Annotated in this window: 23 protein-coding genes; 16 read left to right on the forward strand and 7 right to left on the reverse strand. The window is 40.2% G+C overall.

Annotation, left to right across the window (positions count from 1 at the left end; translation table 11 throughout):
- Positions 1 to 96 precede the first annotated feature (96 nt).
- The 10 genes from KTI78_RS16565 (at position 97) to KTI78_RS16610 (ending at position 8,273) form a co-directional block, all read left to right on the forward strand.
- Positions 97 to 936: a metal ABC transporter substrate-binding protein gene (locus KTI78_RS16565; RefSeq protein WP_016142502.1), complete on the forward strand. Its 840-nt coding sequence runs from the start codon at positions 97 to 99 to the stop codon at positions 934 to 936.
- A gap of 170 nt (positions 937 to 1,106) precedes the next feature.
- On the forward strand, positions 1,107 to 1,505 hold the full coding sequence (locus KTI78_RS16570; RefSeq protein ID WP_002114124.1) for an ATP synthase subunit I: 399 nt from the start codon (positions 1,107 to 1,109) through the stop codon (positions 1,503 to 1,505).
- A 104-nt stretch (positions 1,506 to 1,609) separates the two neighbouring features.
- Entirely contained in the window at positions 1,610 to 2,485 is an 876-nt protein-coding gene (gene atpB / locus KTI78_RS16575; protein WP_016142501.1) for a F0F1 ATP synthase subunit A, read from the forward strand.
- Positions 2,486 to 2,569: 84 nt separating this feature from the next.
- Positions 2,570 to 2,815, forward strand: coding sequence for a F0F1 ATP synthase subunit C (atpE, locus tag KTI78_RS16580; RefSeq protein WP_000424060.1), 246 nt, complete (start codon positions 2,570 to 2,572; stop codon positions 2,813 to 2,815).
- Between the two features lie 38 nt (positions 2,816 to 2,853).
- The gene (locus tag KTI78_RS16585) at positions 2,854 to 3,324 is read left to right on the forward strand and encodes a F0F1 ATP synthase subunit B (RefSeq protein WP_001024691.1); all 471 of its coding nucleotides are present in this window, start codon (positions 2,854 to 2,856) and stop codon (positions 3,322 to 3,324) included.
- Positions 3,325 to 3,336: 12 nt separating this feature from the next.
- Complete coding sequence (locus tag KTI78_RS16590; protein WP_002114070.1) at positions 3,337 to 3,873, forward strand: F0F1 ATP synthase subunit delta; 537 nt, start codon at positions 3,337 to 3,339, stop codon at positions 3,871 to 3,873.
- Positions 3,874 to 3,919: 46 nt separating this feature from the next.
- Positions 3,920 to 5,464, forward strand: coding sequence for a F0F1 ATP synthase subunit alpha (gene atpA / locus KTI78_RS16595; protein ID WP_002114049.1), 1,545 nt, complete (start codon positions 3,920 to 3,922; stop codon positions 5,462 to 5,464).
- A gap of 77 nt (positions 5,465 to 5,541) precedes the next feature.
- The gene (gene atpG, locus KTI78_RS16600; RefSeq protein WP_002114131.1) at positions 5,542 to 6,411 is read left to right on the forward strand and encodes a F0F1 ATP synthase subunit gamma; all 870 of its coding nucleotides are present in this window, start codon (positions 5,542 to 5,544) and stop codon (positions 6,409 to 6,411) included.
- Between the two features lie 30 nt (positions 6,412 to 6,441).
- Positions 6,442 to 7,836, forward strand: coding sequence for a F0F1 ATP synthase subunit beta (atpD, locus tag KTI78_RS16605; protein ID WP_002114045.1), 1,395 nt, complete (start codon positions 6,442 to 6,444; stop codon positions 7,834 to 7,836).
- A gap of 17 nt (positions 7,837 to 7,853) precedes the next feature.
- A complete protein-coding gene (locus KTI78_RS16610) occupies positions 7,854 to 8,273 on the forward strand; it encodes a F0F1 ATP synthase subunit epsilon (protein WP_002114076.1) in 420 nt (139 codons plus the stop codon).
- A gap of 57 nt (positions 8,274 to 8,330) precedes the next feature.
- On the opposite strand, the gene KTI78_RS16615 is transcribed toward KTI78_RS16610, so the two are convergent.
- The 4 genes from KTI78_RS16615 to KTI78_RS16630 all read right to left on the reverse strand — a co-directional run bounded on the left by KTI78_RS16615 (position 8,331) and on the right by KTI78_RS16630 (position 11,734).
- The gene (locus KTI78_RS16615) at positions 8,331 to 8,927 is read right to left on the reverse strand and encodes a hypothetical protein (protein WP_239976399.1); all 597 of its coding nucleotides are present in this window, start codon (positions 8,925 to 8,927) and stop codon (positions 8,331 to 8,333) included.
- Positions 8,928 to 9,067: 140 nt separating this feature from the next.
- On the reverse strand, positions 9,068 to 9,613 hold the full coding sequence (locus tag KTI78_RS16620; RefSeq protein ID WP_016142499.1) for a glutathione peroxidase: 546 nt from the start codon (positions 9,611 to 9,613) through the stop codon (positions 9,068 to 9,070).
- 120 nt (positions 9,614 to 9,733) lie between these two features.
- Positions 9,734 to 10,498: an AraC family transcriptional regulator gene (locus KTI78_RS16625; RefSeq protein ID WP_016142498.1), complete on the reverse strand. Its 765-nt coding sequence runs from the start codon at positions 10,496 to 10,498 to the stop codon at positions 9,734 to 9,736.
- 21 nt (positions 10,499 to 10,519) lie between these two features.
- Positions 10,520 to 11,734, reverse strand: coding sequence for an MFS transporter (locus tag KTI78_RS16630; protein ID WP_174723178.1), 1,215 nt, complete (start codon positions 11,732 to 11,734; stop codon positions 10,520 to 10,522).
- Between the two features lie 135 nt (positions 11,735 to 11,869).
- On the opposite strand from KTI78_RS16630, the gene KTI78_RS16635 reads away from it, so the two are divergent.
- Together KTI78_RS16635 and KTI78_RS16640 are read left to right on the forward strand one after the other, a co-directional pair.
- Positions 11,870 to 12,523: a TetR/AcrR family transcriptional regulator gene (locus KTI78_RS16635; protein ID WP_080649527.1), complete on the forward strand. Its 654-nt coding sequence runs from the start codon at positions 11,870 to 11,872 to the stop codon at positions 12,521 to 12,523.
- Positions 12,524 to 12,626: 103 nt separating this feature from the next.
- Entirely contained in the window at positions 12,627 to 13,547 is a 921-nt protein-coding gene (locus tag KTI78_RS16640; protein WP_262446775.1) for a DMT family transporter, read from the forward strand.
- Between the two features lie 389 nt (positions 13,548 to 13,936).
- Here KTI78_RS16640 and KTI78_RS16645 read toward each other — a convergent pair whose 3' ends face one another.
- Genes KTI78_RS16645 through KTI78_RS16655 form a run of 3 tightly spaced genes read right to left on the reverse strand, consistent with a single transcriptional unit; the run spans position 13,937 to position 16,865 of the window.
- A complete protein-coding gene (locus tag KTI78_RS16645) occupies positions 13,937 to 14,506 on the reverse strand; it encodes an L-threonylcarbamoyladenylate synthase (protein WP_016142494.1) in 570 nt (189 codons plus the stop codon).
- Positions 14,507 to 14,556: 50 nt separating this feature from the next.
- Positions 14,557 to 15,690 (reverse strand): DNA-processing protein DprA, encoded by a 1,134-nt coding sequence (gene dprA, locus KTI78_RS16650; RefSeq protein WP_262446776.1) that lies wholly within the window; start codon positions 15,688 to 15,690, stop codon positions 14,557 to 14,559.
- A gap of 20 nt (positions 15,691 to 15,710) precedes the next feature.
- Complete coding sequence (locus KTI78_RS16655) at positions 15,711 to 16,865, reverse strand: LysM peptidoglycan-binding domain-containing protein (protein WP_262446777.1); 1,155 nt, start codon at positions 16,863 to 16,865, stop codon at positions 15,711 to 15,713.
- Positions 16,866 to 16,987: 122 nt separating this feature from the next.
- Here KTI78_RS16655 and def point away from each other — a divergent pair, with 122 nt between their 5' ends.
- From def to KTI78_RS16675, 4 genes are all read left to right on the forward strand, one after another.
- Positions 16,988 to 17,518 (forward strand): peptide deformylase, encoded by a 531-nt coding sequence (gene def / locus KTI78_RS16660; RefSeq protein ID WP_262446778.1) that lies wholly within the window; start codon positions 16,988 to 16,990, stop codon positions 17,516 to 17,518.
- Between the two features lie 43 nt (positions 17,519 to 17,561).
- On the forward strand, positions 17,562 to 17,987 hold the full coding sequence (locus KTI78_RS16665; RefSeq protein WP_224993691.1) for a DUF2946 family protein: 426 nt from the start codon (positions 17,562 to 17,564) through the stop codon (positions 17,985 to 17,987).
- 76 nt (positions 17,988 to 18,063) lie between these two features.
- Positions 18,064 to 20,178 (forward strand): TonB-dependent copper receptor, encoded by a 2,115-nt coding sequence (locus KTI78_RS16670; protein ID WP_262446780.1) that lies wholly within the window; start codon positions 18,064 to 18,066, stop codon positions 20,176 to 20,178.
- 53 nt (positions 20,179 to 20,231) lie between these two features.
- Positions 20,232 to 20,444, forward strand: coding sequence for a hypothetical protein (locus KTI78_RS16675; RefSeq protein WP_262446781.1), 213 nt, complete (start codon positions 20,232 to 20,234; stop codon positions 20,442 to 20,444).
- Positions 20,445 to 20,936: the final 492 nt, after the last annotated feature.

Here is a 20,936-nt window from a genome sequence, read left to right on the forward strand (position 1 = left end):
AGCATGAAGCGATGCTTCATTCGATTAATCTTAGGTATTTTTGTAACTTTGTTATATTATAACATGCTTCGAGCTAATTTAAATTGATGGTCTGTCATGTTCCGTTTTTTTGTTTTCAGTATGTTCTCTCTTTTGAGTACGTTAGGGTGGAGTCAGGGTTTGGTGGTTTCTACGCACCCGATTTATCTGATTGCAAAAGAAGTCACTCAGGGGGTTGAAGAACCACAACTCTTATTAAAAGGGCAAACTGGACATGACGTACAATTAACTCCAGCACACCGTAAAGCAATTAATGACGCATCTTTGGTGATTTGGCTGGGTAAAGCGCATGAAGCGCCTTTAAATAAGTTGTTGGGTAATAATAAAAAGGCAATTGCACTATTAGATAGTGGCATCGTTTCTGTTTTGCCGCAGCGCAGTACACGTGGTGCAGCTTTACCTAATACAGTAGATACTCATGTATGGTTAGAGCCCAACAATGCAGTTCGAATCGGTTTCTTTATTGCTGCTTTACGCTCTCAGCAACACCCTGAAAATAAGGCAAAGTACTGGAATAATGCCAATATCTTTGCTCGTAAAATGTTACAGGCGGCACAAGCCTATGATAGCTCAAGTAATGGTAAGCCATATTGGGCATATCATGACGCCTATCAATATTTAGAGCGTTCATTAAACTTAAAATTCGCTGGTGCTTTAACAGATGATCCTCATGTGGCGCCAACAGCAGCTCAAATTAAATATCTTAATGATAGCCGACCAAAAAATCAGATGTGTTTATTGGCAGAAAGTTTTACCACTAAGAATCAATATCAAAAATTAGGTAACATTACTTTTCAGCCAGTAGACGAGAGCATGAATAATGAGGATGATTTCGTCACTGCATGGAAGAAACTGGCAATAAAAACTGATAAATGTGTATTAAGTACGCAAAAGTAACATAAAAAAATAAACAAAGGCTGACTGTAGCGTCAGCACCACCTGTCATGAAAAACCCCGACTAAAGTCGGGAAAAGATTGCATGTTCAGGGGTGTAACTCTATAATGCCTGCGATTAAAAGCGATCATCAGCTAAACTTGTCAAGCATTTATGCTGTGAGTGGATAAAAATGAGCCAAACTAGTCGCTTGATTGACCGACGATTAGCAAAAGCTTTGGTCTTCTTACAAGCATGTATGATCCCTGTTTCCGCTCTTGTAGCGTGGAGCATAAAAGACATGACAGCAGCATTAAGTGCGGCACTTGGTGCGTTGGTCTGCTGGCTTGCGACGAGTTATTTTTCGTGGCAATCCTTCAGAACAGCAGGTGCACGAGCATCAAAACAAGTGCTGTCTAACATGTATAGGGGCATGTTAGGCAAATTTGCAATCATGATCGTTGGATTTATTTTGATTTTGAGCAATGTTAAACCTTTATCACCGTTAGCATTGCTGTTTGGTTTTATTCTCGTTCAGGCAATGTCGTGGGTCGCTCCGTTCTGGGTGTCACGTCTACAAAAACGGGTGTAGAAACAAGAAGAATTGAAGATTTTTTGGAGGGTAGCGAGATATCGACAGTGCGCCGATGTTCGTTTCCCTTCTTTTTAGTAATTGACATTGACCAGGTGTGATTTATGGCTGCTGAAGAACATGCCCTCACTTCGACAGAGTATATCAAGCATCACTTGACCAATATGACCTATGGCAAAATGCCAGACGGTACATGGAAATTGGCTGAGACTGCTGAAGAAGCTCATTCGATGGGGTTCACTGCAATTCACTTGGATTCAATGGGTTGGTCAATTGGCCTTGGTGTTATTTTCTGTTTGTTATTCTGGATCGTTGCGAAAGCTGCTAATGCAGGTGTTCCAACTAAATTCCAGTCTGCAATTGAAATGATCATCGAGTTTGTTGACTCAAGTGTCCGTGATACTTTTCATGGCAAATCACGTTTAATCGCTCCGCTTGCACTCACTATTTTCGTGTGGATTTTCCTCATGAACTTAATGGACTTGATCCCAGTTGACTGGATTCCTCAAGTTGCAGCGTTTGTAGGTGCAAACGTATTTGGTATGGACCCTCACCACGTTTACTTCAAGATCGTTCCATCTACAGATCCAAACATTACTTTAGGTATGTCTTTATCTGTATTTGTACTTATCTTGTTCTACAGCATCCGCGAAAAGGGTGTTGGTGGTTTCGTTGGCGAGTTGGCACTTAACCCATTTAACCCAAGTAACCCAGTTGCAAAAGCGTTGCTTATTCCAGTGAACTTGATTTTGGAATTGGTAACATTCCTTGCTCGTCCGATTTCATTAGCTCTCCGACTATTCGGTAACATGTATGCCGGTGAGTTGATCTTTATCCTAATTGCTTTATTGCCGTTCTGGATTCAATGGGCGTTGTCTGTGCCTTGGGCGATCTTCCACATTCTTGTAATCACGTTGCAGGCATTCATCTTTATGATGCTTACCATCGTTTACTTGAGCATGGCAAGCGAAAAACATTAATGGTATTGCCTAACTATCAAATGATGGTTGGGCTGAATTTTTTTAATTTAATTTGGTAATAACCTAACCTCTGAGGAATTTTTCATGGAACTCACTTTAGGTCTAGTTGCAATTGCATCTGCTATCTTGATCGCTTTCGGTGCTTTGGGTACTGCGATTGGTTTTGGTCTTTTGGGTGGTCGCTTTTTAGAAGCTGTTGCTCGTCAACCAGAATTGGCTCCACAACTTCAAACTCGTATGTTCTTAATCGCGGGTCTTCTTGATGCTGTGCCTATGATCGGTGTTGGTATTGGCTTGTTCTTCATCTTCGCTAATCCATTTGTAGGTTAATCATCTTAATTCCTAAATCCACTATTTGAGGAATTGCAATGAATATCAACCTCACATTGATTGGTCAAGCGATTGCGTTTGCATTCTTTGTTGCATTCTGCATGAAGTTTGTTTGGCCACCACTAATCAATGCGATTAGTGAGCGTCAGCGTAAAATCGCTGATGGCTTAAATGCAGCAGAAAAAGCGAAAGCTGACCTTGCCGATGCACAAGCGCAAGTTAAGCAAGAGCTTGATGCAGCTAAAGCACAAGCGGCTCAATTGATCGAACAAGCGAACCGTCGTGCAGCGCAATTGATCGAAGAAGCTCGTACTCAAGCTGCGGCTGAAGGTGAGCGTATTCGTCAACAGGCTAAAGAAGCTGTTGATCAAGAAATCAATTCTGCTCGCGAAGAATTACGTCAACAAGTAGCTGCTTTGGCAGTAACTGGTGCAGAAAAAATCCTGAACCAGCAAGTTGACGCAGAAGCTCATAACGCCATGCTGTCTCAGCTGGCTGCTAAACTTTAAGCGAGGCGAATTATGGCTGAACTCTTGACGTTGGCACGTCCGTATGCCAAAGCAGCATTTGCTTATGCTTCTGAGCAAGGTGCAACAGACAATTGGTCGAATGCGTTACAAGTGCTCAGTGCTGCGGTGCAAGACGAAGCATTTTCCGCTTATTTAAATCGCCCTGAACTTACTCCTGCGGAGCAAGTGAAGCTTTTTGCTAAAGTTTTAGGTGAAGATCAATCTCAAGCAGTGTCTAACTTTTTGACACTTCTTGCAGATAACGATCGTTTAATGTTGTTACCTGAAATTGAAGCAGAATATGAACAGCTTAAATCACAGAATAACAACAATGTGGATGTCGTGATTGAATCGGCTTTCCCATTAACTGCTGAACAAGAGCAACTGTTGAAATCTGCTTTAGAAAAGCGTTTTAACAGTACTGTAACTGTTTCAGTTGAAGTTAAACCTGAGCTTATTGCAGGTGTTGTAATTCGTGCAGGCGATCAAGTGATAGATGATTCTGCGCTTAACAAGCTTGAAAAAATGCGTACTCGTCTTCTTGCATAATGCAAATGATGAAGACTGAACTAATAAAAGATTGAGGAATAGCGCAATGCAACAACTGAATCCATCCGAGATCAGTGCGCTCATTAAACAGCGTATCGGAGATCTGGACACCAGCGCGACCGCTAAAAACGAAGGTACCATTGTTATGGTATCCGACGGTATCGTGCGCATTCACGGTCTTGCTGATGCAATGTACGGTGAAATGATCGAATTCGACGGCGGCTTATTTGGTATGGCACTGAACCTAGAACAGGATTCAGTGGGTGCCGTTGTTTTAGGTAACTACCTAAGCCTTCAAGAAGGTCAAAAAGCTCGTTGTACAGGTCGTGTATTAGAAGTTCCAGTTGGTCCTGAACTTCTTGGCCGTGTTGTCGATGCTTTGGGTAACCCAATTGATGGTAAAGGCCCAATTGATGCTAAATTAACTGATGCTGTTGAAAAAGTAGCACCAGGCGTAATTTGGCGTCAATCTGTAGATGAGCCTGTTCAAACTGGTTATAAATCAGTTGATACAATGATTCCTGTTGGCCGTGGCCAACGTGAGTTGATCATCGGTGACCGTCAAACTGGTAAAACAGCGATGGCGATCGATGCGATTATCGCTCAGAAAAACTCTGGCATTAAGTGTGTATACGTTGCGATTGGTCAAAAACAATCAACAATTGCAAACGTTGTACGTAAGCTAGAAGAAACTGGCGCTATGGCGTATACAACTGTTGTCGCTGCTGCGGCTGCTGATCCTGCTGCAATGCAGTACTTAGCTCCGTACTCTGGCTGTACAATGGGTGAATACTTCCGTGACCGCGGTGAAGACGCTCTTATTATTTATGATGATTTGTCTAAGCAAGCTGTTGCTTACCGTCAAATTTCATTACTTTTACGTCGTCCACCAGGTCGTGAAGCGTATCCGGGTGACGTATTCTATCTTCACTCACGTCTTCTTGAACGTGCTTCTCGTGTATCTGCTGACTACGTTGAGAAATTCACTAATGGTGCAGTAACTGGTCAAACTGGTTCTTTAACTGCATTGCCAATTATTGAAACTCAAGCAGGTGACGTATCTGCATTCGTACCAACGAACGTAATTTCGATTACTGACGGTCAGATCTTCTTAGAAACATCATTATTCAACGCAGGTATTCGTCCTGCTGTGAACGCGGGTATCTCTGTATCTCGTGTTGGTGGTTCTGCTCAAACTAAGATCATCAAAAAATTGTCTGGTGGTATCCGTACCGCTTTAGCACAATACCGTGAATTGGCTGCGTTTGCTCAGTTCGCTTCTGACCTTGACGAAGCGACTCGTAAGCAACTTGAACATGGTCAACGTGTAACTGAGTTAATGAAGCAAAAACAATATGCTCCTTACTCAATTGCTGACCAAGCTGTTTCTGTTTATGCATCTAACGAAGGCTATATGGCTGACGTAGAAGTTAAGAAAATCGTAGACTTTGATGCTGCGTTAATTTCTTACTTCCGCTCAGAATATGCTCCGTTGATGAAACAAATCGATGAAACTGGTGACTACAACAAAGACATCGAAGCAGCAATCAAAGCAGGTATTGAAAGCTTTAAAGCGACTCAAACTTACTAAGTTCAGTTTTAGTTAAGTTTGGTTCACGGATCAACCTTCGGAAGCTCGAAAGAGCTTTCGAATACTAGGTTAAGCGTATGGCAAATTTAAAAGAAATTCGCGCCAAAGTAGCTAGTATCAAGAGCACGCAAAAGATTACTCGCGCGATGCAAATGGTAGCTGCTTCTAAAATGCGTCGTGCGCAAGAGCGCATGGCTCAGGGCCGTCCGTATGCCGATAATATGCGCCGTGTAATTGCTCACTTGGTACAAGCAAACCCTGAATACAAACACCGTTATATGGTTGATCGCCCGGTTAAGCGCGTTGGCTATATCGTAGTGTCTTCAGATCGTGGTTTGGCAGGTGGCTTGAACATTAACTTGTTCAAGAAAGTTGTGCAGCATGTCAAAGCACAACAACAGCAGTCAATTGAAGTTGAATTTGCTTTAATTGGTCAAAAAGCGGTTTCGTTTTTTAAGAATTACGGCGGTAAAGTGCTCGGTGCAACTACCCAACTTGGCGATGCGCCGAGTTTGGAACAGTTAACTGGCTCAGTCCAAGTTATGCTTGATGCATTTGATAAAGGCGAATTAGATCGTATCTATCTCGTATCAAATGGCTTCGTTAATGCAATGACTCAGCAGCCTAAAGTAGAACAACTTGTTCCTTTAGCACCAGCAGAAGAAGGCGATGATCTCAACCGTACTTATGGTTGGGACTATATCTACGAACCAGAAGCAGAAGAATTGTTAAATGGTTTGTTGGTTCGCTATATCGAGTCTATGGTTTATCAAGGTGTGATTGAAAACGTTGCATGTGAGCAGTCAGCTCGTATGGTCGCAATGAAAGCAGCGACAGACAACGCAGGACAATTGATTAAAGACCTACAACTCATTTACAACAAGCTGCGTCAAGCCGCGATTACTCAGGAAATTTCCGAGATCGTTGGCGGTGCCGCTGCCGTTTAACATTATTAAGTTTGAATTGAGGAGACAGCAATGAGTAGCGGTCGTATCATTCAGATCATCGGCGCGGTTATCGACGTCGAGTTTGAGCGCAATAGCGTTCCTAAGATCTATGACGCTCTCCAAGTTGACGGTACTGAAACTACATTAGAAGTTCAGCAACAGCTTGGCGATGGTGTTGTTCGTACCATCGCAATGGGTTCTACAGAAGGTCTTAAACGTGGCCTTAATGTAACTAGCACAAATGCACCGATTTCTGTTCCAGTAGGTCCAGCTACGCTTGGTCGTATCATGGACGTTTTGGGTCGTCCTATCGATGAAGCAGGTCCTGTAGCAACTGAAGAGCGTTTGCCGATTCACCGTCAAGCACCTTCTTATGCTGAACAAGCAGCTTCTACTGACCTTTTAGAAACTGGTATTAAAGTAATTGACTTACTTTGCCCGTTCGCAAAAGGTGGTAAAGTTGGTTTATTCGGTGGTGCTGGTGTTGGTAAAACCGTTAACATGATGGAGTTGATCAACAACATCGCTAAAGCTCACTCAGGTTTATCTGTGTTTGCTGGTGTTGGTGAGCGTACTCGTGAAGGTAACGACTTCTATCACGAAATGAAAGATTCTAACGTTCTTGACAAAGTAGCAATGGTCTACGGTCAGATGAACGAGCCACCAGGTAACCGTTTACGCGTAGCGTTAACTGGTTTGACTATGGCTGAATACTTCCGTGATCAAAAAGACGAAAATGGTAAAGGTCGTGACGTATTATTGTTCGTCGACAACATCTACCGTTATACACTTGCGGGTACTGAAGTATCAGCATTGTTAGGTCGTATGCCATCTGCGGTAGGTTACCAACCTACACTTGCAGAAGAAATGGGTGTTCTTCAAGAGCGTATTACATCTACTAAATCTGGCTCGATCACATCGATCCAAGCAGTATATGTACCTGCCGATGACTTAACAGATCCATCTCCTGCAACTACATTTGCTCACTTAGATGCAACAGTAGTATTGAGCCGTGACATCGCATCTTCTGGTATCTATCCAGCGATCGATCCACTTGACTCAACTTCACGTCAGTTAGACCCATTAGTTGTTGGTCAAGAGCACTATGAAATTGCGCGTGCAGTACAAAACGTATTGCAACGTTATAAAGAGCTTAAAGACATCATCGCAATCTTGGGTATGGATGAGTTAGCTGAAGAAGACAAATTGGTTGTTTACCGTGCGCGTAAAATCCAACGTTTCTTCTCTCAACCATTCCACGTAGCTGAAGTGTTTACTGGTGCTCCTGGTAAATTAGTACCGCTTAAAGAAACGATTCGTGGCTTTAAAGGTCTATTAGCTGGTGAATACGATCACATCCCAGAACAAGCGTTCTATATGGTTGGTGGTATTGACGAAGTGATTGCTAAAGCTGAGAAACTCTAATTTAAGGAGATCATCTCATGGCGACTATGCAATGTGATGTCGTAAGTGTTAAAGAGTCTATTTACTCTGGCGCAGTAACGATGTTAATCGCGAAAGGTGCTGGTGGTGAACTTGGTATTTTGCCAGGACATGCTCCACTAGTAACCTTGCTTCAACCGGGCCCAATTCGTGTTCAGTTGGAAAATGGTACAGAAGAAATCGTCTATGTATCTGGCGGTGTTTTAGAAGTTCAACCTCATGTTGTAACGGTTCTTGCAGATACTGCAATCCGTGCTGACAATTTGGATGAAGCTGCAATTTTAGAAGCACGTAAAAATGCTGAACAATTGCTTGCAAACCAAAAGAGTGATTTGGACTCAGCTGCTGCGTTGGCTGCCTTGGCAGAAACCGCTGCACAGCTTGAAACTATCCGTAAAATCAAAAACCGCGCACTCTAATTGCCGGTTTGAGATTGAAAAAGCCACCGTAAGGTGGCTTTTTTTATGAGTTAATTTTTAAGATTCAGTTTTTGAATCCGATTTTTCATCCCCAGCCATAATCATGGAAGCAAGTTTCACCATGTCCATTTGAATGGTATTAAGCTGTTTTTCGATTTGGTCAAAATCAATTTGATCTAATTTCCCATTCAGTAATGGCATGCTAAGAGCTTGTTGATTGGCACGTAATAAACTTTGTCGAATATTTTCAATTTCCTGACTTTTGATATCTAAAGTCAGAAGAGCTTGATTTAATCCTTGTAATTGCTGTTTTAAAGTTGTGACTGTAGTTTTTAATTCGTTCTTATTTTTATCTTGGATGGCTTGCTCAACATCCAGCTGAGTATCTTTAAGTTGTTCAACATAGTCACCAGCTTTAATCTGTAAGTTAGCAGCATCACGGACCATATAAAAAATATTACCGCTTTTAAGTTCAGTTTTATTAGGGGCAATATCGGATTCTTGTTGCTCAAGAGGTTGGTCAGATGATTGTTCAGTTATCTCAGTCTTTTCTTGATCATTAGCATGGTCTTGTGCTTGATCACACCCGAGTAAAAGCATGCCTGAGGCAAAAATTACAAAAGGAAGAAATGCGCCCTGTAAAACTTTTTTCATAACTACAAACAACATCAAATAAAGCAAATAGGTACTATAGGCATAAAATATGAAGAAAGATTGTATTTTTGCAAACTAACAACATTTGCGAGGATAATAAAAAAGAGCGTATAAAACGCCCTTTTTCACGTTTAAACATTTTATTTTGCTAATTCTGCTTCAACTGCTTTAACAATTTGTTCGTCATCTGCTGTTATGTTTGGAGCAAAGCGAGCCACGACCTCACCATTCTTATTAATTAAGAACTTTTCGAAATTCCATAAAACTTCTGGAGCAGGGTTAGTTGGAATACCTAAGCCTTCTAAACGCTCACGGAAAGGACCTTCACCAGTACGTTCTGGTTGAGCTGCCGTCAACGCTTGGTAAAGTGGATGCTTATCTTCACCGACTACAGAAACCTTAGAAAATAAAGGGAAATGAACATCATAATTTAATGAACAAAATTGCTGAATTTCTTCATCAGAGCCCGGTTCTTGCTCTTTAAAATTATTTGCAGGGAAACCTAAAATTTCAAGACCTTGATCTTTTTTTGCTTGATAAAGTTTTTCTAAGCCTTCGTATTGTGGAGTTAAACCACATTTAGAAGCAGTATTTACAATAAGTAGAACTTTACCTTTATATTGTTCAAGATCAACCGTTTCGCCCGAAATAGCTTTTACTGGAATGTGATATACAGATTGTGTCATGAGTCTTTCCTAAAGATTGTAATTGATATCAAGTAACGCATTTGTTTTAACTGCTATTGAGGGGTAGTGCAATAATATTCGTGTTCAAAAAAGAAAAAGTTTTTAAAGATAATCTGAATTCTAGTTATTTCTGATTTGGATAGGCGTTTGCCCAGTGTAACGTTTAAAAAACTCAATAAAACTTGAGCTATGTTGATAACCTAAATCGTATGCTAAACGCTTGATAGGCGTTCCTTGGCGAATCTGATGAATGGCATAAACAATTTTGGCCCGATTTCTCCATTCGGACAACGAAAGCTGAAGCTCTTGTTGACTCAAACGTAATAAGTGACGATCACTTACTGAAAAGTTCTGAAGCAACTGCTGTAAAGAGTGATTAAAAAGTAAAGGATCTGAAAGTTTTTCTAGAATAGGCAATAAAACAGGATGACGCGTTTGCGGTAAATAATGTGAATATGCAGGGGCTTGTTTAAGTTGATCGAATAAAACTTGTAAAAGATGTTCTAAGTATTCAGGTTGTTCGGTTTGTTTTTGCTGTTCTAAAATCTGTAAAACTAAGGTTCGAAAGAAAGGCTGAATACTAAAACATTTACAGACGTTACCTAAAATAGAACAGAGGCTAGGATGTAGTCGAATACAGATATAATGAATTTCATGGTCGATATGAGTAGATTGATGAACTGTTTGAGGAGGAATCCAAAGCCCATAGCTTGGAGGAGATAAGTAGATTTGTTCCTCTACTTGCATTTCTAAAATGCCATTCAAACTGAAATTAAAATCTCCCCAGAGAGATGCATGAGGACGAACAATATCTTCTTTTTGGTATAGAAATTCATGAACTTCTATACTGTTCAATAAAGAAAATGCTTGGTCCTCATTGTTCATCTATATGCTCTAACTCATATTTTAATTTTCACAAGTCGCTTTAGGATTATTTAAGCCTTTTGCTAAGGTGAATGTACTTAGTAATGCTAAGGCAACGAAGCTTAATACACCATAAATTAAAGTATTTTCATTGAAATGATCAACTACATAGCCGCCTAATAAAGAACCTGTTGCAATCATTACCTGAAACATACCAACAAAAAGAGGCATACCTTTTTCAACGGCATTTGGTGCATGTACAAACATCCAAATATTGGCAGAGGTAGGAAAAGCGCCAAATGCGAATCCCCATAAAGCTGTTAAGACAATAGCACCAAACTCATGGACAGCAAAAAGAGGGAATCCAAAAAATACGATTGCAAAGCATGTACCGACAAAAGCTAATGTATAACGGACATTTAGATTGCCACTATATCCAGCAAAAGCATTTCCGAAAATACCTGCAATTCCATAGAGCAATAATAATGAACTAATGGTGGTGCCATTAAAACCGGCAACATTTTTAAAGAAAGGGGCTAAATAGCTATAGGCACAGAAATGAGCAAGTCCAATCAGTAAGACAATTAACATACCACTACGTGCTTTGGGGGTACGTAATAGTGCTGGTAAGTCTTTCAGGTGAATTGCCGAGTCCGGTACAAGTTTAGGTAAAAAGATTAATTGTAAGATTAAAACAATTAAGCCAATGCCTGCTGTAATTCCAAAAGCACTACGCCAGCCATAAAATTCACTTAGCCATGTTCCAATAGGTACACCTAAAACTGTAGCAAAAGTTACACCTGCCATCACGACCGCAGTTGCTTTAGCAATAGGAAGATGCGAAGGAGCTAATTTTCCACTTAAAGCAATTGCTGTCGCCCAGAAACCACCAATTGAAATACCTAAAATTAAACGGCTCAACAATAAAACATGAAAGTTTTCAGCAAAGGCGGTGATGGTATTGGCAATCACCATAATGGCCGTCAGCAAGATAAGTACATAACGCCGATCAAGTTGTTTTACAGATACAGGCAATAGAGGTGCCGCAATTGCTGCCATAATGCCGGGTACAGTAATAATCAGGCCTGCTGTACCTACAGAAATATTTAAATCAGTTGCGACACTATTTAAAACACCAACAGGTAAAAATTCACTTGTTACTAATGCAAATGCAGCAATAGAAACGGCCAAAATAGCAAACCAGCTCCCTTGAGTGGAGGTCGTGGGTCGCGCTTTAGAAATAGAAGATTGGTCCATAGGAGATCCTTACTTGGCTAAATTTGGAGTAAAGAAAGGCAATTTATTAATTAACTAACGATCATTATGAAAATAAAATAGTTGATAAAAAATCGAACGTCAATTAATTTAATAACGATTGTTATAAAAATAGATGTGATCTTTATGACAAATAGGCATGAAACAGATCTTGTTGTTACTGAAGAAACGCTAAAAAAGAAGCGTGGGCGTCCTAAATGCTTTAATGAGCAAGAGGTTTTGCAAAAAGCAATGTTGCTCTTTTGGGAGCATGGCTATGAAGCAACATCTATTAGCGACTTAACGCAAGCTTTAGAAATTACAGCACCGAGCTTATATAGTACCTTTGGGGATAAGGCAGGGCTGTTTTATAAAAGTATTGATTACTATTTGGCTCATGAAGCATGTCCCATAGAAACCATTTTTTTAGAAGCAAAAACGGCAAAAATCGCTTTTGAGTTATATCTTTATGACAACGTAAAACGCTTAATTCAACCGAATAAGCCCGCAGGTTGTATGTTGGTGGTTGCTGCCATGAATTGTTCTGATGCCACTCAAGATGTGCAGCAGAACCTATTGGATAAACGCATAAAGACCAAAGAAAAATTATTAAAACGTCTTCAACAAGGTGTCGAGCAGGGTGATTTATCTGCCAATGCTCCTCTACAGGAAATGACAGATTTTTATGCTACGGTCATTCAAGGCCTTACTATACAGGCCAGAGACGGCGCAAGTACTGAGCAATTGCATAAAGTTGTAGAGCATGCCATGAAAGCTTGGACATTATTTTAAAAAAGGCGATGTCCTAAGTTCAATATCAATGTCGGAAATACGATATTTCAATTTATTAAGACATTCTCCAAAATAAAATCTCTTTTGTAGAGGGTGCATTGTTATGAGTCAGGTCATGAAATATCACAAATGGGCATTTATTTTTCCCATTTTGGCAGTACTGATTTGGTCTTTAAATATTGTAGTCACCCGCTATGTTTCGGATTATATCTCGCCGGTAAGTATTAGTTTCTATCGATGGTTAATCGCTTTTATTATTTTGACTCCATTTATGTTGTTACCTGTTTGGAGACAAAGACAACTGGTAAAACCATATTTACCTAAGCTTGCTGTGCTAAGTGCATTTGGGATGGTACTTTATCAAGGTTTAGCTTATACGGCTGCCCATTATACCAGTGCAACCAATATGGGAATTGTGAATGCATTTATTCCTATCTTTACGATCTTTGTTTCGCTTGCCATTTTAAAAGATGTGCCTAACCGCTTTGCAGTTTTTGGCAGTATTTTGTCTTTTGCAGGCTTGCTATATGTCATGTCCCAAGGAAATATTAATAATTTATTAAGTGGGGGTGGGCATCTTGGTGATGCGTTAATGATTATTGCCGTATTCTTCTATGCATTTTATGGGGTTTTCCTGAAAAAATGGCAGTTACCTCTACCAATTATGACAAGCTTATATGTTCAGATTGGATTTTCTGTAATATTTCATATTCCTTTAATTCTTTGGTTTGGACTTGATGCTTTAAATGTAGAAAATGCACCAAGCGCTATTTATGCGGGCGTATTTGCTTCACTCATCGCGCCGTTAGTTTGGATGTTAGCTGTTCAACAGCTTGGTCCTAATAGAACAAGTATTTTTATGAACTTGGTTCCTGTTTTTACAGCAGTTATTGCAAGCGTCTGGTTATCTGAACAGTGGACCATTTATCATACGCTAGGTGGGATTGTTATCTTAATTGGTATTATCATGGCTCAAAAGAAGGTCAGTCCTAAAAAGAGTGAGTTAATCCAAGAGCAAAACTAAAGTCGGGGAAAAAACTATGGCATATTTTGAAAAAAACTGATGAAAATATGCCATTTTTTTCTTAGTTAAAGTTTTTCTATATGATTTATAAATAGTTTATAAAAGTAGGTTGAAATATAAATATTAAAAAAGCCGAGCAAAAATATTAATATAATTTTAATTTATAAGCGAAAACTTGCAAATTCCCTACACTTTTCATGCTTTTTTTAGAGAAATAATATATTTCTCTCTTTTGATCTCTTACTACATAATAGCGACCACTACGAAAGACGTGCTTTTTTGTAAATTCTCTTTCGTTGCAGAGATATTCAAACCCTCTGGATGTGGTATATACCCATCCTTTTTTATGCTCAGTTATCCCTATATAACTGAGCTTTTTTTTGTCTGAATTAGGCGCGAATAATCTCTCCAGTAAGGGCATTAATAATTCTACTTGGTTGCTGACTTTGGCCTAAGTCACCATTGAGATAGTTTAATTGTGAACCAAAGTATTGGCAGGCATCTTGTAGTGAGTGAGCAGGCTCTTGCCCACTTGGGTTAGCACTCGTCGAAACAATAAATCCATGAAAAGCATTGCATAATGCTACACATAAAGGATGAGTGGTGACTCGAACAGCAACAAGCGGATGTTTACCTTTAATCCATGAAGGAATATGTTCACCAGCAGGTAATAGCCAAGTTGTCGCTCTTTCTGAAGGTTGATGATTTGTCCAACAATCAATAATTTCTTGCTGGGTTGTTTGAGGGAGCGAAGTGAGCAAGTGCTCAACTTGGCTGATATGGCCTGCTAATAAAATTACGCCTTTTTCAATAGGCCTTTGCTTGAGTTCAAGAATCTTTTGAAAAGCTTGCTCATTAAAAGGGTCACAACCTAGCCCCCAAACTGCCTCAGTTGGATATGCCAAAACTTGACCTTGTTGTAAACATTCGGCTGCTTCGGTAACTGAGGTGGTAATCATGGTAATACTCTTCCTTTCAATCAGACAGAATTTTATTGTGCGCTCCAGTACTAAGAACGACAACGTAAATACAGCCCTGATTGTTGCATACATAAACCAAGTAGTTCTAGTTCCATCAGTGAAGAGGTGAGTTCTGCCACAGGTTGAGAGTGATGCAAAACAAGCTGGTCAATATCTTGTCCAACCCAGTCTAAAGACTGATAAAGGCCAATTAAATGCTCAGGAATTTCTGGGGCGCAAGAAACTATTGCTTCCTCAGTTGAGTTCTGTTGCTGACTTTGCCATTGGGTGGGTAACGCAAGGTCTTCAATAATCTGCTCAGGATGATCAACTAAAATTGCTCCTTCACGAATGAGTTGATGACAACCTTGATGAAACTCACTGTAAATATGACCAGGAATAGCAAATACGGTTTTACCTTGTTCGGCTGCTTTGTTCGCAGTAATGAGAGAACCACTTTTTAATGTAGCTTCTACCACTAACACGCCTAAACTTAAACCGCTGACAATTCGGTTCCGACGGGGAAAATGCTGTTGTAATGGTGGGGTCCCCGGTAAAAACTCAGTAATAATGGCGCCGTTTTGAGCCAAAATCTGTTCGGCAAGTTTTTTATTTTGAGCAGGGTAGGTACTATCTAAACCTGTTCCTGTCACGGCAATGGTACGTTGATGTGCGGCAGCTCCTTGATGAGCAGCTTCGTCAATCCCATATGCTAAGCCACTACTTACATAAAATCCTTTTTCACTTAAGTAGTAGGCAAAATCATAAGCAACCTGACGGCCATGTGGGCTTGGTTTTCGACTACCGACAATCGCAATTTGTGGTTGCAATAAGGCTTGTGCCTGACCTTTTCCAAAAATGATAGGTGGGTGATCTGTATAAGGTAGTAATTGAGTGGGATAGCCTGAGTCATCTGCCGTTAAAATAAAGTCGGTATGTTGATGAATCTGTTGAACCAGTTTTTCAAACTGAGCTTGACCTTGAGCGGTTTGAAATTCATCTACGCGTTTTAAATGATTGGCGTGTAAACCAAGATTAGACCACTGTGCTAATCCATTTGGCTGGACTGCTTTTTCACAATGACCAAAATAATCAATAATTTTTTTAAAACTAACTAAAGAGTGCTGCACCAAATACCACACTTTAAGCGTGTGGTAATGGTGTGAAGAAAGTTGAGTAAGCATTTTAAAAGGTACATCCAGCGTTAATCATTAAAGCGAGGCGGCTGAATACTTGAACCAACTTTAATTGGTAAATCGCTTTCTAATACGTAGGCATAACTCAACTGATCAAAGGTTCTAAAAACCATTAGGCTACCAATTTGTTGACCAGGTAACTTTATTGATTCCTTGGTTTTAGGGTCTCGGATGGTTTCACCTTGCTGCGTAATATCAAAAACTTGGCCTACTTGAACACCTTGAGTTTTACCGCGGTCCAAAGTCACAACACTATTTTTGGCGGCTCTACCAATTGAGCCCATGACACGAATGATTTTGCCGGCATCAGGGACTTGAGTAGCGTCCACTGGATAAAATAAAGTAGGCAATGTAGCCTCTTCTTCTGGCATAACCCGATCACCACGACGTACTTCAGAATCGTAGCTGTCAGTTAACTCAAGCGTAGTAATGTCTTTTTCCGAAGAGATAGCAATCCCCGAGGCAACTTGTTGTAACTCAATACCTAGACTATGCTTTTTGCCTTTATTATCTGTGAAATAATAAGGTTCACCTTCACGGTAGACGGCATAACGTTGACCATCAATCAAACCTTGTCCGCGTGCATAAATAGTTTGACCTTTTGCTGCAAGTACTCGTTGATCGGCAGTACCTACTACATAAGGAGTATGTTCAATTGCGTCAGCTGGCAGAATAGTGCTGTGTTCTAACCACTGCTTGATATGTTCAAGAGGAATAACAGGGATGTTATTGTTAATTGACTCTACACGAACTTGAGGTTGTAAATTTGTCATTTGGCCTGTGTAACGGCGAATAATGCCGACACAACCGTCTCCCTCATCTTTTCCAACCAACGGCCGGCCCTCTAAACTACATAGCAGTAGTCGATCACCAGGATAAATCCAATGCGGATTTTTGACATGCTGATTATTTGCCCAAATTTCAGGCCAGCGCCAAGGTTTACTCAGAAAGTGACCGGAAATATCCCAGAGCGTATCTCCCCGTTTTACTACGTAGACATGTGGTGCATTACTTTTAAGAGAGGGTGGATTATGGTTTGGGCTAGCAGCATAAACCTCTGCTACCGTACCGAATGCAACCCCTGTAAAAAGTGCGAAAGCAAGTAAATGCTTTTTTATCCCCAAAGCATGAAATTGAACCATGCCGTCAAAAACCTTTTTCATTATGATAATTCCTAAAAATTATGCGTGCAGATGCGTTATAATAGGCGGCTAACACACAATTTTTCGATGAAGTATTTCCTTCATTTGGTTTTTTAATCAATGGCATAAGTGAGGACGTCAGTATGGCCTTATTACCTATTTTAAGTTTTCCTGATCCCCGTCTTCGTACCATTGCTAAGCCTGTTGAAGAAGTTACTGATGAAATTCGTCAACTTGCAGCAGATATGCTTGAAACCATGTATGCCGCACCGGGTATTGGTTTAGCAGCTTCACAGGTCGATCGTCATATTCAGCTTATCGTCATAGATTTGTCTGAATCTAAAGATGACCCGATGGTTTTCATTAACCCCAAAATTACTCCACTGACAGAAGATACGCAGCAGTACGAAGAAGGCTGCCTATCGGTGCCACAAATATACGACAAAGTTGAGCGCCCGTCACGTGTGAAAATTGAGGCAATTAACCTTGAAGGTCAAGCATTTGAGATAGAAGCTGATGGACTTCTCGCTGTTTGTATCCAACATGAAATGGATCACTTAAATGGCAAATTATTTGTGGATTATTTGTCACCACTTAAACGTCAGCGTGCACGAGAAAAAGTTGAAAAAGTTGTTCGTCAACGTGAGCGTGAAAAAGTTGCAGTAAAACGTTAAAAATTTCTATTCTTGAAACATGAATATAGTGTGGATGTGATTTTTGGTTTTTCGTAGTGGGTTACTGCTTGCATGTGCAGCAGTATTTTTACAGATTGCGGTGTTTCTACAGCCGCTATTACCGAAGCAATATCAAATTGCTCCGGTCTGTGAAACTATTACCCTTGCTTTGCTTAAACCCAAAGCACAGACGGAAATCATGTCACATACCATGCATTCGCATCATGAACATCATATTGAACAAGCACAAAACTCTGGACAACATGATCATCATGATGCAAATCACCAGTGTCAGTATTGTACCGTCTATGCCAATTTGGTTTTACCCCCTGAATTTGGTGTAAAAGAAGTTTTAGTCCGCATACAAGTCCGCTTAGTCGCCTATCAACAAGCATTTCGACATGTTTACTTTGCGCTACAGCGACTTTTTCTACTCCCGCAAGGGCGCGCACCGCCTCTATTTGCATAAATAAAAGCAATTTTTTGTTGGGGTCTTAACTAACTGACTTCAATATCACTTTATTTATGTTTTAGAGCGTATAAAAATGCCACATTCTAAATTCTTATTACAACCGTTATGGGTTGCGATGCTTGCTGCCTCTCATTCGGGTCTAGTTTTTGCTGATTCAGAAAAAAATGATGTTGATACCAATGCTCTTCATTCATTGGCTCCCATCGTTGTTACCGCACAACAAGGCAACGATGCAAATGGCTTGATTGTACATGCAGATCCAAAGCAACCGATTCAGCCCGTACCTGCTACCGATGGGGCAGACTACCTACAAAGTATTATGGGATTTAACTCGATACAAAGCGGTGGAACAAATGGTGATGTGACATTCCGAGGTATGTTTGGTTCACGCATCAAAATTTTGACTGATGGAACTGAGAACTTGGGTGCATGTCCAAATCGTATGGATGCTCCAACTTCTTATATCTCTCCAGAAAGTTATGATCGCATTTCTGTGATTAAAGGCCCACAAACAGTCCAATATGCCAATACAGGTTCGGCAGCTACGGTACTTTTTGAACGTCAACCTGAGAAACTCACCTCTGAAAAACCTTATCGTGGGCAAGCGAGTGTCTTATTAGGTTCATATGGACGTATTGACCATAATGTTGAAGCGGCATTGGGTGATGAGAAAAAATATATCCGTTTAAATGCCAACCGTTCAGAGTCCAATAGTTATCAAGATGGTGATGGCAATACTGTACCTTCCGCATGGAAAAAGTGGAATGCAGATGTAGCACTTGGCTTTACTCCAGATGAAAACACGTGGGTCGAACTCACTGGTGGAAAATCTGATGGTGAATCGCTTTATGCTGGACGTTCAATGGACGGATCTCAATTTGCGCGTGAAAGCTTAGGTCTACGGTTCGAAAAGAAAAATATCACTGATGTCATTAAGAAAATTGAAGGGCAAGTGAACTATAGCTATAACGACCATATTATGGATAACTTTAGCTTACGTACACCGCCATTAGTTGAAATGAACCATGGTGGTATGACCATGCTGATGCCAAATCCAATGGCAATGCAAGTAACGCGCCGTACATTAAATTCACGTTTGGCCATGACTTCTGAATGGAATAGGTGGAGTTTGATTACAGGTGTAGATTCTCAATTCAATAAGCATGGCGGTAGCATGTCATCGCCAACCATGCCTTCAATGGACGTTCCATATCGCCAAGATATGCGTTTTCAATCATACGGTGCTTTTGGTGAACTGGGTTATCAATGGAACGATCTCAACAAACTGGTTACAGGTGTGCGTTTAGATCGAGTCACAGTTGAAGATGAACGTGACGATTCTCAAGCAAAAGGCTTCAATACTAAACTTGAAAAGACTTTACCAAGTGCATTTGTTCGTTGGGAAAACCAACATCCTGAGCATGACCTAAAAAGCTATATCGGTTTAGGTTATGTAGAGCGTATGCCCGATTATTGGGAGCTTTTCTCGCCTAAACATGGGAATGCTGGCTCAACCAATACCTTTAACGGTGTGAATCCTGAGAAAACATTACAGTTAGATATGGGCTTCCAGCAGCAACATGGTGCTTTAAATACATGGGCTTCTGCTTATGCAGGCTTAGTAGATGACTACATTTTGATGAGTTACCACCATCATCCAAGTATGGGAATGGGTGGACATGATATGAGTCATGATATTACTGCAGGGGCCAAAAACGTCGATGCAACCATCGCAGGAGCGGAAGCTGGTATTGGATATCAATTTACCGACCATATTCAGGCAGATTTGAGTGCGATGTATGCATGGGGTAAAAACACCACTGATGACAAACCACTACCACAAATTTCACCTTTAGAAGGCCGCTTAAATATTCGCTATGTAGCTGACAAATATAACTTGGGTCTGTTGTGGCGAGCTGTTGCTGAGCAAAACCGTGTGAGCCTACATCAAGGTAATATCGTGGGATATGACCTAAAACCAAGTAAAGGTTTTTCAACTCTTTCTTTAAATGGAAGCTACAACCTTCGTAAAGATATCGATGTCTCTGTTGGTATCGACAACGTATTAGATAAAACCTACACCGAACACTTAAACAAAGCGGGGAGTGCAGGCTTTGGATTTGCGAGTGAAGAGCAGTTCAATAATATCGGAAGAAATTACTGGGTTCGTATGAGCATGAAGTTTTAATAAGCTTAGCGAAATAGATGAACTGAAACTATTAACTTAATGAGAGAAATGAAATGACTAATAAATTATCGCCTGAACAGTCTTGGTGGGGATGGAAGTTACTGATTGTAGCTTCTATCTTAAGCTTATTGTTTATGATTGTTTTTTACTTAGCAATTAACAATGAACCTGACTACATGCCAAGTCAAAAAAATAAGCAGATGATGGAGACACATGAGCAAATGAATCAAGCTGAAATGCACATGCATAGTTCATCAGCTCAATAAGCTCTTTAAAATTTGAAAAAGGAAGCCTGGTTAACAGGCTTCCTTTTTAATTTTTAGGTTTTAGAAATTATTGAGGCATTCTCGCTAAGATTTTTACTTTACTTTGATTCTAATAAAACCTTAAACCAAATTATGTATAGGTCGGATGGGGCACTGGACTTCGAAAAGGTGCAGCATGAATCCCTTGTAATTATTAATAAGGCGCTTTTTACCCTGATACATTATGAGAGTCAGAAAATTTTCTTGATTTAGAACAATAGCTTAAGCTGGAATTAGTGAGCATAATACTTGTATATTTAAGTCAAAAATAAAAAATTAAAATAATTTTTAATATAAAACAGATGCTTAGGTGGGTGTTTGATTTAAAAGTAAACGCTCGAGTCATTAATTTTTAATTTTCGCTTGCAAAGGGTTCTTAATGGTCTATAATGCACATCCATCGGCGGTGATGTAGATAGAAACTTGTTGAAAAACAGTTACTTGTGATTAAGT

It is taken from the genome of Acinetobacter sp. WU_MDCI_Abxe161 (assembly GCF_025514355.1).
In the GTDB taxonomy this organism is placed as follows: domain Bacteria; phylum Pseudomonadota; class Gammaproteobacteria; order Pseudomonadales; family Moraxellaceae; genus Acinetobacter; species Acinetobacter pittii_E.

Excerpts from the sequence above, each read along its gene's own strand:
- KTI78_RS16570 (WP_002114124.1), top strand. The coding sequence starts at position 1,107 with ATGAGCCAAACTAGTCGCTTGATTGACCGACGATTAGCAAAAGCTTTG.
- KTI78_RS16645 (WP_016142494.1), bottom strand. The coding sequence starts at position 14,506 with ATGATTACCACCTCAGTTACCGAAGCAGCCGAATGTTTACAACAAGGT.
- atpG (WP_002114131.1), top strand. The coding sequence starts at position 5,542 with ATGGCAAATTTAAAAGAAATTCGCGCCAAAGTAGCTAGTATCAAGAGC.
- KTI78_RS16620 (WP_016142499.1), bottom strand. The coding sequence starts at position 9,613 with ATGACACAATCTGTATATCACATTCCAGTAAAAGCTATTTCGGGCGAA.
- KTI78_RS16675 (WP_262446781.1), top strand. The coding sequence starts at position 20,232 with ATGACTAATAAATTATCGCCTGAACAGTCTTGGTGGGGATGGAAGTTA.
- atpA (WP_002114049.1), top strand. The coding sequence starts at position 3,920 with ATGCAACAACTGAATCCATCCGAGATCAGTGCGCTCATTAAACAGCGT.
- KTI78_RS16640 (WP_262446775.1), top strand. The coding sequence starts at position 12,627 with ATGAGTCAGGTCATGAAATATCACAAATGGGCATTTATTTTTCCCATT.
- KTI78_RS16625 (WP_016142498.1), bottom strand. The coding sequence starts at position 10,498 with ATGAACAATGAGGACCAAGCATTTTCTTTATTGAACAGTATAGAAGTT.
- KTI78_RS16670 (WP_262446780.1), top strand. The coding sequence starts at position 18,064 with ATGCCACATTCTAAATTCTTATTACAACCGTTATGGGTTGCGATGCTT.
- KTI78_RS16585 (WP_001024691.1), top strand. The coding sequence starts at position 2,854 with ATGAATATCAACCTCACATTGATTGGTCAAGCGATTGCGTTTGCATTC.
- atpE (WP_000424060.1), top strand. The coding sequence starts at position 2,570 with ATGGAACTCACTTTAGGTCTAGTTGCAATTGCATCTGCTATCTTGATC.
- dprA (WP_262446776.1), bottom strand. The coding sequence starts at position 15,690 with ATGCTTACTCAACTTTCTTCACACCATTACCACACGCTTAAAGTGTGG.
- def (WP_262446778.1), top strand. The coding sequence starts at position 16,988 with ATGGCCTTATTACCTATTTTAAGTTTTCCTGATCCCCGTCTTCGTACC.
- KTI78_RS16615 (WP_239976399.1), bottom strand. The coding sequence starts at position 8,927 with ATGAAAAAAGTTTTACAGGGCGCATTTCTTCCTTTTGTAATTTTTGCC.
- KTI78_RS16590 (WP_002114070.1), top strand. The coding sequence starts at position 3,337 with ATGGCTGAACTCTTGACGTTGGCACGTCCGTATGCCAAAGCAGCATTT.
- KTI78_RS16610 (WP_002114076.1), top strand. The coding sequence starts at position 7,854 with ATGGCGACTATGCAATGTGATGTCGTAAGTGTTAAAGAGTCTATTTAC.
- atpB (WP_016142501.1), top strand. The coding sequence starts at position 1,610 with ATGGCTGCTGAAGAACATGCCCTCACTTCGACAGAGTATATCAAGCAT.
- KTI78_RS16630 (WP_174723178.1), bottom strand. The coding sequence starts at position 11,734 with ATGGACCAATCTTCTATTTCTAAAGCGCGACCCACGACCTCCACTCAA.
- KTI78_RS16565 (WP_016142502.1), top strand. The coding sequence starts at position 97 with ATGTTCCGTTTTTTTGTTTTCAGTATGTTCTCTCTTTTGAGTACGTTA.
- atpD (WP_002114045.1), top strand. The coding sequence starts at position 6,442 with ATGAGTAGCGGTCGTATCATTCAGATCATCGGCGCGGTTATCGACGTC.
- KTI78_RS16655 (WP_262446777.1), bottom strand. The coding sequence starts at position 16,865 with ATGAAAAAGGTTTTTGACGGCATGGTTCAATTTCATGCTTTGGGGATA.